The sequence below is a fragment of the Gordonia sp. NPDC003429 genome (assembly GCF_053588575.1).
In genome coordinates this window covers 1-15,931 of record NZ_JBSFQF010000009.1, presented here as the reverse complement: position 1 = coordinate 15,931, position 15,931 = coordinate 1, and the positions used below count along the sequence as shown (strand labels likewise).

At 65.0% G+C, this 15,931-nt stretch carries 16 protein-coding genes and 2 pseudogenes; 10 read left to right on the top strand and 8 right to left on the bottom strand.

Annotated features, from left to right (window positions below; translation table 11 throughout):
• Positions 1–49 precede the first annotated feature (49 nt).
• The 3 genes from ACWDSI_RS12420 to ACWDSI_RS12410 all read left to right on the top strand — a co-directional run bounded on the left by ACWDSI_RS12420 (position 50) and on the right by ACWDSI_RS12410 (position 3,187).
• Positions 50–679, top strand: coding sequence for a class I SAM-dependent methyltransferase (locus ACWDSI_RS12420; RefSeq protein WP_449756714.1), 630 nt, complete (start codon positions 50–52; stop codon positions 677–679).
• Positions 680–710: 31 nt separating this feature from the next.
• The gene (locus ACWDSI_RS12415; RefSeq protein WP_449756713.1) at positions 711–1,805 is read left to right on the top strand and encodes an AbrB family transcriptional regulator; all 1,095 of its coding nucleotides are present in this window, start codon (positions 711–713) and stop codon (positions 1,803–1,805) included.
• Positions 1,806–1,870: 65 nt separating this feature from the next.
• Positions 1,871–3,187, top strand: coding sequence for a saccharopine dehydrogenase family protein (locus ACWDSI_RS12410; RefSeq protein ID WP_449756712.1), 1,317 nt, complete (start codon positions 1,871–1,873; stop codon positions 3,185–3,187).
• Positions 3,188–3,245: 58 nt separating this feature from the next.
• On the opposite strand, the gene ACWDSI_RS12405 is transcribed toward ACWDSI_RS12410, so the two are convergent.
• Complete coding sequence (locus tag ACWDSI_RS12405) at positions 3,246–4,256, bottom strand: GGDEF domain-containing protein (protein ID WP_449756711.1); 1,011 nt, start codon at positions 4,254–4,256, stop codon at positions 3,246–3,248.
• Between the two features lie 13 nt (positions 4,257–4,269).
• Positions 4,270–4,956 carry a PaaI family thioesterase gene (locus ACWDSI_RS12400; protein WP_449756710.1) on the bottom strand — a complete coding sequence of 229 codons (687 nt, stop codon included), beginning with the start codon at positions 4,954–4,956 and terminating at the stop codon, positions 4,270–4,272.
• A 356-nt stretch (positions 4,957–5,312) separates the two neighbouring features.
• On the opposite strand from ACWDSI_RS12400, the gene ACWDSI_RS12395 reads away from it, so the two are divergent.
• The 4 genes and pseudogenes from ACWDSI_RS12395 to ACWDSI_RS12380 all read left to right on the top strand — a co-directional run bounded on the left by ACWDSI_RS12395 (position 5,313) and on the right by ACWDSI_RS12380 (position 8,126).
• The gene (locus tag ACWDSI_RS12395) at positions 5,313–6,284 is read left to right on the top strand and encodes a 1,4-dihydroxy-2-naphthoyl-CoA synthase (RefSeq protein WP_449756709.1); all 972 of its coding nucleotides are present in this window, start codon (positions 5,313–5,315) and stop codon (positions 6,282–6,284) included.
• A gap of 207 nt (positions 6,285–6,491) precedes the next feature.
• Entirely contained in the window at positions 6,492–6,806 is a 315-nt protein-coding gene (locus tag ACWDSI_RS12390; RefSeq protein ID WP_449746755.1) for a hypothetical protein, read from the top strand.
• Positions 6,766–7,421 (top strand): annotated as a pseudogene (locus ACWDSI_RS12385) (Mu transposase domain-containing protein); the annotation flags it as partial. The gene ACWDSI_RS12390 and the pseudogene ACWDSI_RS12385, both read left to right, overlap by 41 nt.
• Positions 7,422–7,502: 81 nt before the next feature.
• Positions 7,503–8,126, top strand: a pseudogene (locus ACWDSI_RS12380) (ATP-binding protein).
• 357 nt (positions 8,127–8,483) lie between these two features.
• Here ACWDSI_RS12380 and menE read toward each other — a convergent pair.
• The 5 genes from menE to ACWDSI_RS12355 form a co-directional block, all read right to left on the bottom strand.
• Positions 8,484–9,584 carry an o-succinylbenzoate--CoA ligase gene (gene menE / locus ACWDSI_RS12375; protein ID WP_449748923.1) on the bottom strand — a complete coding sequence of 367 codons (1,101 nt, stop codon included), beginning with the start codon at positions 9,582–9,584 and terminating at the stop codon, positions 8,484–8,486.
• Between the two features lie 161 nt (positions 9,585–9,745).
• Positions 9,746–10,075: a DUF3349 domain-containing protein gene (locus ACWDSI_RS12370; RefSeq protein ID WP_449748922.1), complete on the bottom strand. Its 330-nt coding sequence runs from the start codon at positions 10,073–10,075 to the stop codon at positions 9,746–9,748.
• A gap of 63 nt (positions 10,076–10,138) precedes the next feature.
• Complete coding sequence (locus tag ACWDSI_RS12365) at positions 10,139–10,450, bottom strand: DUF3349 domain-containing protein (RefSeq protein WP_449748921.1); 312 nt, start codon at positions 10,448–10,450, stop codon at positions 10,139–10,141.
• 66 nt (positions 10,451–10,516) lie between these two features.
• The gene (locus ACWDSI_RS12360; RefSeq protein WP_449748920.1) at positions 10,517–10,804 is read right to left on the bottom strand and encodes a hypothetical protein; all 288 of its coding nucleotides are present in this window, start codon (positions 10,802–10,804) and stop codon (positions 10,517–10,519) included.
• A 17-nt stretch (positions 10,805–10,821) separates the two neighbouring features.
• The gene (locus tag ACWDSI_RS12355) at positions 10,822–12,051 is read right to left on the bottom strand and encodes an anion permease (protein ID WP_449748919.1); all 1,230 of its coding nucleotides are present in this window, start codon (positions 12,049–12,051) and stop codon (positions 10,822–10,824) included.
• 214 nt (positions 12,052–12,265) lie between these two features.
• Here ACWDSI_RS12355 and ACWDSI_RS12350 point away from each other — a divergent pair, with 214 nt between their 5' ends.
• Complete coding sequence (locus tag ACWDSI_RS12350; RefSeq protein ID WP_449748918.1) at positions 12,266–13,336, top strand: LLM class F420-dependent oxidoreductase; 1,071 nt, start codon at positions 12,266–12,268, stop codon at positions 13,334–13,336.
• Positions 13,337–13,360: 24 nt separating this feature from the next.
• Here the strand turns inward: ACWDSI_RS12350 and ACWDSI_RS12345 are convergent, their stop codons facing one another.
• The gene (locus tag ACWDSI_RS12345) at positions 13,361–14,008 is read right to left on the bottom strand and encodes a YdcF family protein (protein WP_449756708.1); all 648 of its coding nucleotides are present in this window, start codon (positions 14,006–14,008) and stop codon (positions 13,361–13,363) included.
• Positions 14,009–14,106: 98 nt separating this feature from the next.
• Here ACWDSI_RS12345 and ACWDSI_RS12340 point away from each other — a divergent pair, with 98 nt between their 5' ends.
• A complete protein-coding gene (locus ACWDSI_RS12340; protein WP_449756707.1) occupies positions 14,107–14,328 on the top strand; it encodes a transposase in 222 nt (73 codons plus the stop codon).
• 476 nt (positions 14,329–14,804) lie between these two features.
• Complete coding sequence (locus tag ACWDSI_RS12335; RefSeq protein WP_449748955.1) at positions 14,805–15,863, top strand: nucleoside-diphosphate sugar epimerase/dehydratase; 1,059 nt, start codon at positions 14,805–14,807, stop codon at positions 15,861–15,863.
• Positions 15,864–15,931 lie beyond the last annotated feature (68 nt).

Here is a 15,931-nt window from a genome sequence, read left to right as displayed (position 1 = left end):
GGAGCAAACCTGGTCGCCACCGCCGACGTCACACATTACGCTCACCGGCATGGGCGTCTACGGCGACAGAATCCTGCCCCGCGTGATCAATGTGGTCTGCGGTTCGGGGGCACTGTTTCCCATCCGACAGTGGGCGTGCGAGGGGCTCACCGGCGACGTCGTCGAACTCGGTTTCGGTTCGGGACTCAACGTGGACGCCTACCCAGACGCGGTCACCAAGGTGTACGCCATCGAACCGTCCGACGCCGGTTGGCACTTGGGCGCGCACCGCGTTGGCGCCTCGTCGGTGCCGATCGTGCGGGCCGGACTCGACGGTCAACGACTCCCCTTCGACGACAACACCTTTGACTCAGCGCTGTCGACGTTCACGTTGTGCACCATCCCCGATCTGCCGGCAGCACTGGCCGAGGTGGCGCGGGTACTCAAGCCCGGTGGGACGCTGCACTTCCTGGAGCACGGCATCGCCCCCGACGAGAACGTCCGACGCTGGCAGCGTCGCCTCGACCCCATCGAGCAGCGCATCGCCGGTGGCTGCCATCTCACCCGCGACATCCCGCGCGAACTCGACGACGCGGGCCTCCACGTCACCGCCAACAAGCAGTTCTACGGCGCCTGGCCGAAGTCGTTCGGGGCGCTGAACGTCGGAGTGGCGCAGGTCCGCCCGCCGCTGGTCGAGTAGCCGCCGACCGTCCCCCACTACGCTCGACCGAGTGCCCCGTTGGATTCTGCTCGCCGCGCTCACCGCCGGCCTCAGCGTCCTGCTGGAATGGTTCGACGTCGACGCCGCCCCGCTGTTCGCCGGGCTCGTCGTGGCCGGGGTGCTCGCGATCGCCGGACTCGCACCCCGCGCACGCACCGTATCGGCCCCCGAATCCGAAGCGCAGCAACAGGATTCCGACGCGCTGATCGTGCCGCGCCCGGTGATGCTCGCCGCGCAGGGCGTCCTCGGCGTGTTCATCGCGACGATGGCCGACCCGGACACCCTCGCGGGGCTTGGCTCGGCGTGGCTTCCGGTGCTGGTGATCGGCCTGGGCACGCTCGCGCTGTCCATCGCGGGCGGCGCGCTGCTGGGCCTGCACCGCGACGTCGACCCGCTGACCGGGGCGCTGGCGTTGGTGGCCGGCGGCGCGTCGGGTCTGGTGGCGCTCACCCGCGAGTTCGGCGGGGACGAACGTATGGTCGCGGTGATCCAGTATCTGCGGGTCGCGCTGGTCACCATCACCATCCCGCTGGTCGCGTCGCTGGTGTTCCACGCTCGTTCCGGCGGTGTGCGCACGACGGCACCCACCTGGACCAATCAGACGTGGGGCCTGCTACTTCTCGCCGTCTGCCTCGGGATCGGCATCCCGGTGGGCCGACTGATCCATCTGCCCGCCGCCGGCCTGCTGGGTCCGATGGCGCTGGCGACGATCGCCGAACTCACCGGCATCGCCGGCGACGCCGCGGTGTCGCCCGTGCTGCTCGCGGTGGCGTACGCGGTGATCGGCTGGCAGGCCGGTCTCGGGTTCACGCTGCCGCGGCTGCGTGCGATCGGTCGGGTGTTGCCGCTGGCTGTGGTGCTGATCCTGGCGATCGGGGTCGGTTGCGCACTGCTCGGTGTGCTGTTGTCGTGGTGGACCGGCGAGTCGATGTTCGACTGCTACCTGGCCACCACCCCGGGCGGCATCTACGCGGTGCGCGCCGCAGCGACCGCGGCCGGTTCCAATGTGGCGTTCGTCGTCGCCGCGCAAATCCTGCGGGTTCTGCTGATGTTGTTCGTCGCGCCGTTCGCGGCCCGCGCCGCCGCCGCGCACCTACGGCGCTGACGCACACGCCGATCGGGCACACGACCCCCTGTTGCTGTGACGCGAGTCCCAGATAAATTGAACTCATGACCGGCGACGCTCAGCCCCAGCACAACGACACGGCCGCACAGGCGGCAACTCCCCCCGCGCCCGACGGCGACCGCGAATTCGACGTGGTGGTGTTCGGTGCCACCGGTTTCGTCGGCGAGCTCACCGCCCGCTACCTGGCCGAACACGCACCCGCGGGCACGCGCATCGCACTTGCCGGTCGTTCGGAGAGCAAGCTCGCCGACACCCGCGCGCTCCTACCCAAGGCCGCCGCGGACTGGCCGCTCATCATCGCCGACACCTCGTCGCCCGCCTCGCTCGACGCGATGGTTGCCCGCACCCGCGTCATCTGCACCACCGTCGGGCCGTACCTGCGTTATGGCGAGGCACTCGTGGTGGCCGCCGCCACCGCGGGCACCGACTACGTCGACCTGACCGGCGAGGTGCCGTTCGTGCACTTCTCCATCGACAAGGCCCACGACATCGCCGCCGCCACGGGTGCCCGCATCGTGCATTCGTGCGGCTTCGACTCGGTGCCGTCGGATCTCAGCGCCTGGGTGTTGCACCGCAAGATCGCCGACGACGACGCCGGCACGATGACCGACACCACCTTGGTGGTTGCGGCGATGCGCGGCGGCGCGTCGGGCGGCACGATCGATTCGATGCGGGTGATCGCCGATCAGGCCAAGGAATCGCAGACTCGGCGACTGCTGCTCAATCCGCACGCGCTGTCGGGAACGCCGGGCAACACTCCGCGGCCGAGCCTGTCGTCGGAACCCAGCGACATCGCGGTGGTCTCGGCGCGCAAGGTGGATCCGTCGCTGCGCGGCACCCTCGCCCCGTTCTTCATGTCATCGCACAACACCCGCATCGTGCGGCGTTCCAACGCCCTGCTCGACGGCGCCTACGGCCCCGACTTCCACTACGCGGAGACGATGGCGGTGGGCGGCGTGCCCGGATTGTCGACGGTGCTGGCCGGCGCGGTGGGCGTGGGCACCGGCGCCTTCCTGGGAGCCATGAGTTTTGGTCCCACGCGGTCGCTGCTTGATCGCGTGCTGCCCAAGCCGGGCGACGGCCCGAGCGAGAAGTCCAGGGACAAGGGCTATTTCGTCACCAAGACGTTCACTCGCACCACCACCGGGCGCCGGTATCGTGCCGAGTTCCGGGCGCAGGGCGACCCAGGATACAAGGCCACCGCGGTGATGCTCGGCGAGAGCGCGCTGACCCTGGCTCTCGATCGCGACAAGTTGCCCGCCCACGCCGGTGTGCTGACGCCCGCGGTCGCGATGGGCGACGCGCTCGTCGACCGGCTGCGCGCGGCGGGAATGCGGATCGAGGTCGGCGAACTGCACTAGCGGCAGCGTCCGCCTCCGCTCGCCGGCCACTCCACCAACCAGAAACCCAACTGGCCGTTCACACCGTCGGCGACGATCTCTTCTCATATAGCATCACCGCGTCCGCGCGCTCCAGCAACATGTCAAGGCTGTCGACGGCGCTCGCGTCCCCGTGCACCCACCCCGCCGTGACCGACTGGCCCGTCGACTCCAGCCCGTGTTCCACCCACGCCTCGAACACCGGGACCAGTGAGGAGTGCGGCACCGAAATCACCACGGCGAATTCGTCGCCCCCGATCCGGGCTGCCAGATACCCCTCGTTGAGGAGCCATCGCAACGTGGCGCCGACCTCGGCGAGCACTCGGTCGCCGTACGCGTGCCCCAGCGAGTCGTTCATCTGTTTCAGGCCGTCGACATCCAGGAATCCCACCAGGACACACTTGTTCGTGGTGACCGCGTCCTCGACGAGTAGTGGGCCCCGTTCGGCGAGTCCCCGTCTGGTGAGCAGTCCGGTCAGGTCGTCGGTTTCGGCCATCTGACGGATCGTCGCGTTGGCGTCGCGAAGTCTGCGTTCGGTACGTCGCCAGGTGAGCGCGATGATCAGGGCCACCGAGTCCGCCTTGAGTAGTTGAAGCGCCACCGATCCCACCGAGGCCGATTGTGGGTAGACCAGCGCGCACCCTATGGCAATGATGTTGAGGACAAGGATCAGTGAGACGGCGATCCACGCGTAGGGCACGAGCGCACCGATGGCGACGATGACGAGCAACAGTCCGATCGCCGGAAAAGCGATCCGGGTACAAACAACATAGACGAGCGGGTTTGCGGCGATCACGATCGAAGTGAGCGCCACCAGGATCGGGGCGTTGCGTGTGGTCACGCACGACGGACGCCGCCACAGCAGGAACGCAAAGGCGCCGAGGAGTAACGACGTGGCAGCAGCGAACTCCGACGGAATCTTCGAACCGGGTGTCGTATCAAAGGCGAGCTGCCCTGAACCGACCGCGAGGAACAACACCGCCGCCATGGCAACCGAGAGTGCGAGGCGGTCATCGACCAGCCGATCGGGTTCGCGGATTGAGTCGGCCATGGTCCCAGGCGAATCAGGGTTGACCAGGTCTGAGTTCGATGAACAGCGCGTCGAGTTCCGCGCACAAACGCTCGCCGTCGTGCAGCGTGCCTTTCACGAATGCCTTCCGGCCGTCTCGTTTGTCCACCCAGGTGTGGCATCGCAGCGGCGTCGACAACGGAGTGAGCGATCTGTACTCCACGGTGAGATATGCCGTGCGGGTGACACCCGCGACGGCCAGCGCCGACGCCATGCCGCCGAGGTCGTCGAAGGCGACCGCGACCTGTCCGCCGTGCGCGGCGCCGTTGCCACCCAGATGGAAGGGGCGGAAGGTGACGTCGGCCACGACCCCGTCGGCGCCGGCAGAACTCACTTCGTAGGGCGGCAGCGTGATGTTGCCGCGCGCCGGTAGATCGATCCGCGTTCCCGACGGTGAATGCCATTCGTCGGTCTGACACGCCGCGAGCCGCTCGTTGAGTGCGGCAACCTGGTCGATCAACTCTCCGGTGATGGCCGGCTCGGGTGAGGCGTACCGGGCCAGATCCATCAGCCGGCGAATCTGCTCGTTCAACTCGCCGTAGCGGGGACCGCCGCGCTCGGTGGTCACCTCGATGCGGGCGCGGAAGCCGCCTTCGTGCGGGGCGTCGGCCGAAACGGGAGTGTAGGTTGCAGAAAGGTCGTCGCGGCGAATGTTCCCGGAATTGTCAGCTGCGACGTTCATCCAGCAACCGTAGCGCCCATAGGGCAGTCTGCGAGCTGTCCATCGGGACGGCGCTCGCGTCCCTATTCACACTCCGATGCCCCAGCCACGTGCAGTTGCCGCGGATGTTCCCGGGTGTCGCGAAGCCGGATCATCGCACCGGTCACGAGAGCGACGACCACAGAGACTGTCATCCACACGACGACCATGATGGCGACGACCTCAAATGGCATAAAGTAAGGCTGCCACCATGAACCGAACACGTCCACCATTTGAAGGATTGACACCAAGGCGTTATGTAGCCTTCGGCGAACTGTTGCGCGCCACCCTAACTCCTACGGCGGTCACGACATCCCCGGGCGGCTACCCTCATCGACATGACGCACACCGGCTCCGACACCGTCCTCACCCAGCCCTTCGACCCCGCACAATGGGGCTCGGTGCCGGGTTTCGAGGAGCTCACCGACGTCACCTATCACCGTCACACCGGTGCGGGACGGGCAAACGGGATCGTGCGCATCGCCTTCGACCGACCCGAGGTGCGCAACGCGTTTCGTCCGCACACCGTCGACGAGCTGTACCGTGCGCTGGATCACGCGCGCCGCTCCCCCGACATCGGCACGATCCTCCTCACCGGCAACGGGCCGAGTCCGCGCGACGGCGGCTGGGCGTTCTGCAGCGGCGGCGACCAGCGAATTCGCGGGCGGTCGGGCTATCAGTACGCCACCACCCACGATTCCGACGTCGGCGCCGCCGGGTCGGAAGGGGTGGATGAGGTCCGGGTGAAGGCCGAGGGCGGACGCCTGCACATCCTTGAGGTCCAGCGACTCATTCGGACGATGCCCAAGGTGGTGATCGCGGTGGTCGGTGGCTGGGCCGCCGGCGGCGGACACTCACTACACGTCGTGTGCGATCTCACCCTCGCGTCACGTGAGCACGCGCGATTCAAGCAGACCGACGCCGACGTCGGTTCCTTCGACGCGGGCTACGGCAGCGCGTATCTGGCCAAACAGGTGGGGCAAAAATTCGCCCGCGAGATCTTCTTCATCGGCGAGTCCTACGACGCCGACACGATGCACCGGATGGGTGCGGTCAACCGGGTGGTAAGCCACGCCGACCTTGAGCACACCGCGATCGAGTGGGCACGCGCGATCAACGGCAAGTCCCCGACCGCGCAGCGCATGCTCAAATTCGCCTTCAACCTCACCGACGACGGACTCATGGGTCAGCAGGTGTTCGCCGGAGAGGCCACCCGCCTGGCCTACATGACCGATGAGGCGGTCGAGGGACGCGACGCATTCCTGGAGAAACGAAACCCGGACTGGGAGCGATACCCCTATTACTACTGATCCGGCCGTAATGATCCACAGCAGCTCAACTTGTCTGAAATGAGGATTTATCGTGTCCGAGACGAGGATTCTTCGAGGATTGTCTCGTCAGCGGTATCCTGCGGTGACTGATAAATTCGACTTCGTACCGCTTGTCAGTACACTGGTGCAAATCAGTAGTAGAAGATCAAAAACCTGTGTTCAAGGGGTCGGCTCGGAGGTCAGCATGTGGCGCTGCAAGATCAGCCGCCGATGACGAGGGGCATCCGCAGCAGGCACTTCGAGCTTCCCCGCTGGATCAGGCGTTTCGATCGTCGGACCAACGGTGTGCTCGCGAGCGAGATCGGCGCGATACCGCTGCTGGCCGTCGGAATGATGTCACCGGGCTTCGTGAAACCGGGACTGCACTGGCTTCCGGCGGTGATCATTGCCTACACGTGCCTCTCCGCGACCGTGACGATTACCGCGGGCCGGCTCTCCGACCGCCAGTTCGTCGCACTCAGCCGACACCTGCCTCGTGCCTGCCGAGCAACTCGATGTTGAACGGGAAGTGTTGGGGCCGTCGCCCTCTCTGCGCGCCGAGGCGGGACCGCCGCCGGTCACTTGACAGGTCGACAAGCTCTCGTGTATCCGGTACGCGTCGGTGCGGTACTCGGTGCCCCAACGGTGGGTCGGCGCCACCGTGCGCCTGACCCAGGATGGCCGGCGGCTGCTGGTCATCGATCCCGCCAGCAGCGAGGTCATCGCCGAACACGAACTCGGCGCACCTGGCGAGGTGGTCCTCGATGACACCCACTACGGTGGGGCCCGCACACCAGTGAGTCGGGCACCTCGACCGAAAACCGATGCCGAGAAACAGTTTTGCGCGATCGGCGAAATCGCTGAACAGTTCCTGGTGGGGGCCGCGGCGATCGGGAACACCCGCCTGGCCGGTGAACTCGACGAACTCCTCGCCCTGCACACCGCCCACGGCGGCGACCAGTTCACCGCCGCGTTGACCCGCGCGGTGGCGTTTCGCCGGTTCAAAGCCGCCGACGTGCGTTCGATCCTGGCCGCCGGTGCGGGCGCCCCGAACCCCCGCACCGCCGGTGACGCCCTGGTCACCCACTCCCCACGGCACCGACCCGCGACCTCGAGCGGTACAAGATCACGGCGACGGCGAGGTGGTGTCATGACCACCGCGAAGCCATCACAACTGTTGCACCACAGGAGATACCGCCACTGGCATCCGATCTTGACATGGCGTTTCGGCGGTTGAAACTCGCCGCGATCCGCCATATGGCACCCGAGGTGTTGTTGACCGCGAAGACCCAACGCTGGACACCCGAGGAATTGCTACGCACCCTGGTCGAAGCCGAGATCGCCGCTCGAGACGCCTCCAACATCCGCAACCGCCTCAAAGCCGCCGGGTTCCCCGTCACCAGAACGGTGGGGTCTTTCGATGTGGCCGCCTCGTCGATACCGGCGAACACCTTCGCCTACCTGGAAGCATTGGAATGGCCACGCGCCCAACATAATCTGGCGATCATTGGTCCGCCGGAACGGGCAAGAGCCACACCTTGATCGGGCTCGGGATCGCTGCGGTGCACCGCCGGTCACAAAGTGCGCTAGTTCACCGCCGTCGACCTCGTCGAAATGCTGTATCGCGGCATGGCCGACAACACCGTCGGCAAGATCATCGACACCCTGCTCCGCCAAGACCTGATCATCGTCGATGAAATGGGATTCGCACCTCTGGACGACACCGGCACCCAGTTGCTGTTTCGGGTCGTCGCTGGCGCCTACGAACGCCGCTCCCTTGCCATCGCCTGGCCATTGACAATCGTTCTCCCGTGTCAACATGAAAGCGGGCCGTCGAGATAGCTGGTGAGTGCTCAGAGACCGTCAGCATCACGAGAGGCCCGCCTACTCTGGCGGAACCACACGGGTGGGGAATTCAGATAAGCATCACTGGAAAATTCCGATGAGCGCCGTCAGAATGGATCAACTCGTATGCCGACGCCGTCAGCTCGCTGAGTGGGACTGCACGCTGACCCTTGCCCCGGACGAGCCGATGCCGGCGCCAGTCGATGGCCCAAAACCCTGTGATGGTACCGGAGTACCCTCGATCGACGGGCTGGTCACCGACTCATTTTGTCTGAGTAGCACTTTTCACCTGCGGCCAGGTCTATTGATCGACATGGCCTACAATTGCCGTCGCCGACACAGCGCGCTCGGACCTTACTCGGAGGACGAGGAAAGGCGAGCACGCAGTCGGCGCCGATCCAGCTTCCCTGCTCCGCGCGTCGGAAGTTCATCGATTTCGATGATCTCGCGCGGTGCGGCGTAGCGGTCGAGGCGTTCGGCCACCATTCCGCGAATCCGTTTGCCGTCCACGCGGGTACGGCCGGAAGGAACGATGAACGCCACCACCTTCTCGCCCAGCCTGTCGTCGGGTAGGCCGACCACTGCACATTCGGCAACGGCCGGATCTTCGACGATCACGGCCTCCACCACCTGCGGCACCACGGTGAGTCCTCCACTGATGATGGCCTCGTCGGCGCGGCCGATGATGTGAAGGGTGCGATCGTCGTCGACTCGGCCGAGATCGTCGGTGCGGAATGATTCGGCTCGTCCGAACGCCGGATGGCCGGGCAGGTTCCGGTACCCGTGCGCTACCATCGGTCCCGAAAGCGCCACCCGGCCAACACCTTCGGGATTGGGATCGAGGATGTCGACGGTGACGCCGTCGAGCGCGACGCCGTCGTAGACGCAGCCGCCCGCCGTCTCGCTCATGCCGTAGGTGCGGACGATGGGAATGCCTTCGTCAACGGCTCTGCGCAGCAACGGAACCGGTGTGGCGGCGCCGCCGACAAGCAAGGCGTCGGCCGAACTCAGGGCGGCAGTGGCGTGTGGTGACTCGAGCACCTTGAGTAACTGCGTGGGCACCAGTGAGGTGTAACGGCGAGAGCCGTCGAGATCCTCGAGTGCGGTGGCGAAGGCGTCGGGGTCGAAGCCGGACGAGATGTCGAGTACCCCGGGAGTGAAACCGGCCGCCAGGGCACGCAGCAGCACCTGCAGCCCCGCGATGTGGTGGGGCGCCAATGCGAGCAGCCAGTTGCCGGGGCCGCCGAGACGTTGTTCGGTGGCGCTCGCCGACGCCAGGAGCGTAGCCGGGGTGTGTTGCGCCCCCTTGGGGACGCCGGTGGTGCCGGATGTGGAGATCACCAGGGAGATGTCGGGGTCGATGGGCTCGTCGACGCCGAGGGCGGTGGTGAGGCGCTCGGCCTCGCGGGGGTTGGTGGGGAGGGGGAGGTAGGCGGTGGAGGGTGGTTTCGACAAGCTCAACCAGCGGGGGTCGCTCAACCAGCGGGGGTCGCTCAACCAGCGGGGGTCGCTCGACCAGCGGGGGTCGCTCGAGCGAGGGTCGAGCATGGCGAGGAGTTCGTCGCGGCGGTCGAGGACCGTTGGATCGGCGGGGAGGGGGAGCCCGCGCAGGACGTTCAGCTCGGATCCCCCGGGTCGAGCGGTTGATCGTCGAACGGCCAGCCGAGCGCTTCAAGGTGCGCGCGAACGCGGTCGATGTCGGCGTCGTGGGGAAGTTCCTGGGTGACGCGTGTAATCTTCACCCCTGCGTCGATCTTGGAGATCGGTTCCGGCGGGGGCGGCGATTCACGGATCAGCTCGCCCGACACCTCGGTCACCTCGTCCTCGGTGAGCTGTCTGCGCAGCAGTGCGATGAGCGGGTTGAAATCATTCTCCGGCACGCCGTTGGGATACCCGGCGCGCAACCAATCGACGATCCTCTTCAGAAACTGCGGCCGATCCGCCATTGGCTCACCCCTCGACGCAACACGACACGACCCAACCGGGTGATTCTAGCCGGTGGGAAGGTGTCAGTTCTCGGATGCGTCGGGCTCGCCGAGCGGCCACCCGGCGGCGGCGAGGCGGCCGGCCACCTGGTCGATCTCCGCCTGCGTCGGCGGTTCGTCGGTCACGCCGCGAATCGCGGAACGGATCTGATCCTCGGTGAGGGGCGTATCGACGCCGTATTCACGGGTCAGTTCCAACGCCACCTGCATGATCTGATCCTCGTCGAGCACCCGGATCAGCAGGGCGAGCAGCGGCGGGAAGTCGGTGGGCGGGATGCCCTCGGGGTATCCCTTGCGAATCCAGTTGACTGCTGACTCGAACAATGAGGTGGCCATGATGCCTTTCCGGGCGGGTGATGGACGACGCCGACCTGTGGGCTCGCTACAACTTCTTGCCCACTGCTACTTCTTGTACGCCCAATCGGGGAAGACCTGGATTCCGAAGTAGTACTGCAGCGTGGTGCGCGCCACCCACAGCAGGCCGATGATGATCGCGATCAAGACGATGGCGAAGAAGAAGTAGCCGATCGCCCGCAGTGCCGGATTGGGTGCCGTGGTGGTGCCGTCGGCGGTGGTTCCGCCTGCACCGCGCGATTCCAGGAGCATGCCCACCGCGAACAGCGCAGGCAGTCCGGCGCCGAACAGCAGGCCGATGGCGAAGACCTTGACGATCGATTCGACGATATCCATGAGTGTTCAGCTGCCTTTCAGGCCGTCGCCGAAGGGGTGGGCTTCTTTGCGTCCGCCGGGATGATCGAGTTGGTGGACTCGTCCCAGTCGGCGTTGACGTTGCCGGCGTCCACCTTGTTCTGCTGCGCCCGCCAGTACATGTAGGACGCGGCGGCGATGAGGAGTGCGAAGATGACGATCGAGCCCATCACGTTGCCCAGCAAGTGGCCGAGGCCGTAACAGATGGCGCCCACGATGGCGGCTGCCGGGATCGTGGTCAGCCAGCCGATCACCATGCGTCCGGCGACCGCCCACCGCACCTGCGCGCCCTTCTTGCCGACGCCCGAACCGAGGATGGACCCGGTGGCCACCTGGGTGGTGGACAGTGCCATGCCGGCTGCGCTGGAGGTGAGAATGATTGCTGCCGAGGATGATTCGGCCGCCATGCCCTGCGGTGAGCTGATCTCGACCAAGCCCTTGCCCAGGGTGCGGATGATGCGCCAGCCGCCCAGATAGGTACCCAGCGCGATGGCGCCGGCACAGGAGAACACCACCCAGACGGGAAGGCCATGCTGCACCGACGACGCCGACAGGTGACCCGTGGAGATCAGGGCGAGGGCGATGACACCCATGGTCTTCTGAGCGTCGCCGGTGCCGTGGGCCAGCGAGACCAGCGAGGCAGTCGCGATCTGACCACTTCGGAATCCGCTCTCCTGCCGAGCATGCGACACCCGCGCGGTGATCTTGAAGACCAGCCAGGTGCCGCAGGCGGCCACCGCGCAGGCGATGAAGGGCGATGCGAAGGCGGGGATGATCACCTTGGCCAGCAGGCCGTGCCAGTTGATACCGCTCGCGCCGAGCGCGGCCAGTCCCGATCCGATCAGGCCACCGAAGAGCGCGTGCGAGGAGCTCGACGGCAGGCCGTAGAGCCAGGTGAACAGGTTCCACAGGATGCCGCCGACGAGGCCGGCGAAGATGATCAGCAGCGCGGTGGTGGGAGAGATACCGGGGATCAGATCGCCCTTGTCCGCACCGGAGGTCTGCTGCAGTTTGAGGACGTCCTTGGTGATCGTGGCCGCGACCTCCACCGAGAGAAACGCGCCGACGAGGTTGAGGATGGCCGAAATGCCGACGGCGACCTTCGGCTTGAGGGCCCCGGTGGCGATCGACGTCGCCATCGCGTTGCCGGTGTCGTGGAAACCGTTGGTGAAGTCAAATCCCAATGCTGTGATGACGAGCAACACAAGGATCAGCAGCTCTCCGCTCATGGGAGTCATTCTGCGTCCCCTGTTTGGCGATCACCTAAAGAACTCTCAGGTTGGCCACAGGCTGTGACCTGCGAGTTTTCCTCCCACGCCAAGCAGTTCACGCACTGTTCATGTTGGCGTCGACGAATGGCCATGACCGATGTCCGATTTGCGACGGAGCGAACGCTCGGCCGGGCGCCTGACCGGCGGTCTGGCTGTGCAAGAATCGTGATCCATGACACCGATCAAGCTGGGCATGCCGATCAACTACGCCGGCGACTTCCGCGAGACCATCGAGAATCTGCGCGACTTCGAGGCGGCGGGTGTGCAGCGGATCGCTGTTCCGGAGGCCTACAGCTTCGACGCGGTGAGCCAGCTCGGATACATCGCGGCACGCACCGAGAAGATGGAACTGCAGAGCGCGATCCTGCCGATGTACTCGCGCACGCCGTCGAACCTGGCGATGACCGCGGCCGGCCTGGACTACATCAGCAACGGTCGATTCGTTCTCGGCATCGGCGCCTCGGGTCCGCAGGTGATCGAGGGCTTTCACGGCGTCAAGTACGACTACCCGGTGGGCCGGGCGCGGGAGAACGCCGAGATCTGCCGGCTGATCTGGCGGCGCGAGAAGACCGACTACCGCGGCAGGCACTACACGCTGCCGCTCACCAAGGACGACGGCGGCACCGGCCTGGGCAAGCCGCTCAAGATCATCAACCACCCGGTGCGCGAGCGAATCCCGATGCTGCTCGCGGCGATCGGACCCAAGAACACCGAGCTCGCCGCGGAGATGTTCGAGGAATTCCAGCCCTTCCTCTTTCATCCCGAATACGTCGACGCCGCCTTCGGCGAGCCGCTGGCCGCGGGCAAGGCCAAGCGCGATCCGTCGCTGCCCGACCTCGGGATCGTGGTGCAGGCCACCGCGCTCATCACCGAAGACGCCGAGCAGATCAAGAACGCCACCGAGTTGGTGCGTCATCACGCGGCGCTCTACATCGGCGGCATGGGTGCGCGCGGCAAGAACTTCTACAACACCCTCGCCCAGCGCTACGGCTACGTCGAGGAGGCCAAGCTGATCCAGGACCTCTATCTGGACGGCAAAAAGGTGGAGGCGGCCGCGGCGGTACCCGAGGATCTGGTGGCCGCGATGAGTTTCATCGGGCCGCGGTCGCTGGTGGCCGAGCGCGCCGACGCGTTCCGCGCGGCGGGGGTCACCTGTGTGCTGGCGGCGCCCGTGGCGCCGACGCACAAGGAGCGGGTGGAGGACGCCGAGGAACTGGCAGAGATCCTTATGGGGTATGAATAACTTCACTATGGGGCATGAATGACTTCACTTCCGGCAACCAAGTACAGCTGCCTTAGCCAGTCCGCTGTACTGATAGGCGAAGATCGCCGTCCACCCTGCAACCGACGTTCCGTAATCGCGGGGAACGCTGTGCATCACCACCTCGCCGGAGAAGCATTGTCCGAAAATGTATCGTGCACGCACCAGGTGATAGCGCCAACTCACCGCTATCACCGACTTCCAGTGCCGTTGCTCCGCTAGTCGTTGGACAAACATGGCTTCGCCGCGAGTCGTCGAGGGATCAGGTCGGAAACAGATCACTTCGATTTTGTCAGTGCTCGAGGAACAGATCCGATTCACGAGCACAGTACCTGCTCGGGTGTATTCGTTATTTATGTAGGGGTTTGACACCACAACTGTGTTCGCATATCCCTCACGAGCAAGCGTGAGTCCGTAGTCTTCGCGGCCATCGTGCTCACCGCCCAGCACAACGATCGCGTCCACTTTTCGGAGTGAGTCCGAATGGTCGCGGTAGAAGAGTTGATAGCCCAGGCCAGCAGTTGCCAGCGTGCCGAGTAGTAGCACAACGACCAGTGCGAGGAAGACACGAGCGTGTCCGACGCGACGCGCTCGCGACGCAGACGGGTCGGGTTGTTCTGCGGAGGCTCGATCCGACGATGGGCTGACCGACATGCATACGATTGTGTCAGTGGCGTGTCCCCCGTTAACCGGTCCGGTCGGTTTTAGAGTCCGGATTGCCCTGATGAGGGCACGAAGGGGCGATAGGGATCATGGCAGGGCGTAAGCGTCACTCGGCCGAGGACATCGTGCGCGAGCTGCGCCGGGCCGACGAGTTAGCCGCAGAAGGCAACACCGGCGAGGAGATCGCCGCCGATCTCGAGGTGTCGGCGGCCACCTTTTACAACTGGCGCAGTACGGCGGCGTGGACGCTGATGCCACCAAAGAACTCAAGGAGCTACGCGAGCAGAACAGCCCGCTCAAGCGGCTACTAGCTGACGCCGAGTTGGAGGAAAGACGCACTGCGGGAGATCGCCAAGGAAAATTCTGAGCCCAAACGGCCAAGCGCGTCGCGATCTACATGCTCAGAGAAGTGATGAGCATGTCAGAACGTATGGCTGCAGACCACCGACACCGCCACTCAGCGCTGGGCTACAAGACACCGGCTGGGTGCGCTTCCGGATGCACCCACACTCATCACCCCGTGGGCTGCGAGATCGACTGATCAACTGCAAGTAGGAACTGGTTCTAGCGCCGACTGGACCGGTTACCGGGGATCTGCCATCAGGAATGAGGACTTCAGTTGTGCAGAGTCAATTCGGTAGTCCAGTGCCCGCCAAGGCCGACTCGCCACGACGCTGGACGACAAGTGTTGGTATATTTCTCCTGCACTGCATTTTGGTTGCAGGTGCGTATCTCTGGGGGGAGACCAGTTTTTCCTTGCCAGGCTGTGATGGAAGGACTTGTCCGCATGAGTTTTTACGACTCGACCGGGATGGTCGCCACAGGGTCTGCGACTGCAGACGATCTGTTGTCCAACAGATGTGCGACGTCTGTCAGGCCTCAACCCATTAATTGGTTGTCCCGCTACGCTTCTGCGCTCTTTGTGACCGATATCATGGTCATCGTGACGGCCGTGGCCATCGGTCAAGTAGTTCGGTTCGGTCCCGACTCTTTTCTTCAGCCAGTCGGTCGTCTCAACACACCGTCAATTGTCGTGATGGCAGTGGTCGCGTCCGTTTGGGTTGTCGCCAATGCTGCTGGCCAGTGTTACGATCAGCGAGTTTTGGGCGTCGGGAACGTCGAATACGCGCGTGTGATACGCGCCGCATTCGTTGCGATGGGATTGATCGCGATCCTGGACGTCATGATCAACGGATGGACGGCCCGTGGGTTTCTCGCGGTCAGTTTTGTCGTGGGCGTCCCCGCTCTGGTCGTGTCTCGGTGGATGTGGCGGCAATATCTCGTAGCGACCCGCAAGCAGCGGCGGAACCTTCGGCGCGTGCTTGTGCTGGGCGACCTCAATTCATCGACACCACTGGTAGAGCGGATGAACGAGCGGCCTGAACTCGGATACGAGGTGATAGGTTTATGCGTTCCCGATACGAATAGTGTGATGTACCTGCGCGGTGATTCTCGTATCGCCGACGTCGGCGGCATAGAAGTGCCGATACTCGGGGCAGCCGAAGATGTGAAAGACATCGTTACCCTGTCAGGCGCGACGGTAGTCGCGATCACATCTGCCGATGTGATCGGCCACGATGCGATTCGTCGCATCTCCTGGGAACTAGAAGCCCTTGATGTAGAGATGCTGGTTGCCCCTGCTGTCGTCGATGTGGCCGGGCCGCGCATCGCTATGCGCCCGGAGGCCGGGTTTCCGCTCTTGCACATCGACAGCCCGAGATACCGCGGCGCTAACAAGTTTCTCAAGATGGCATTTGACCGCACGCTTGCGTCGCTCCTGATACTCGCTGCCGCGCCTGTGCTGGTAGGCTGCGCACTCGGAGATATTGTCAAGACCTGTGGATGAGCGGTTTTCAGGCGGCCTCCTGGGTGCCTGAGGTGGCGTCGGGTTCGACGAGTTTGCCTTTCTCGAAG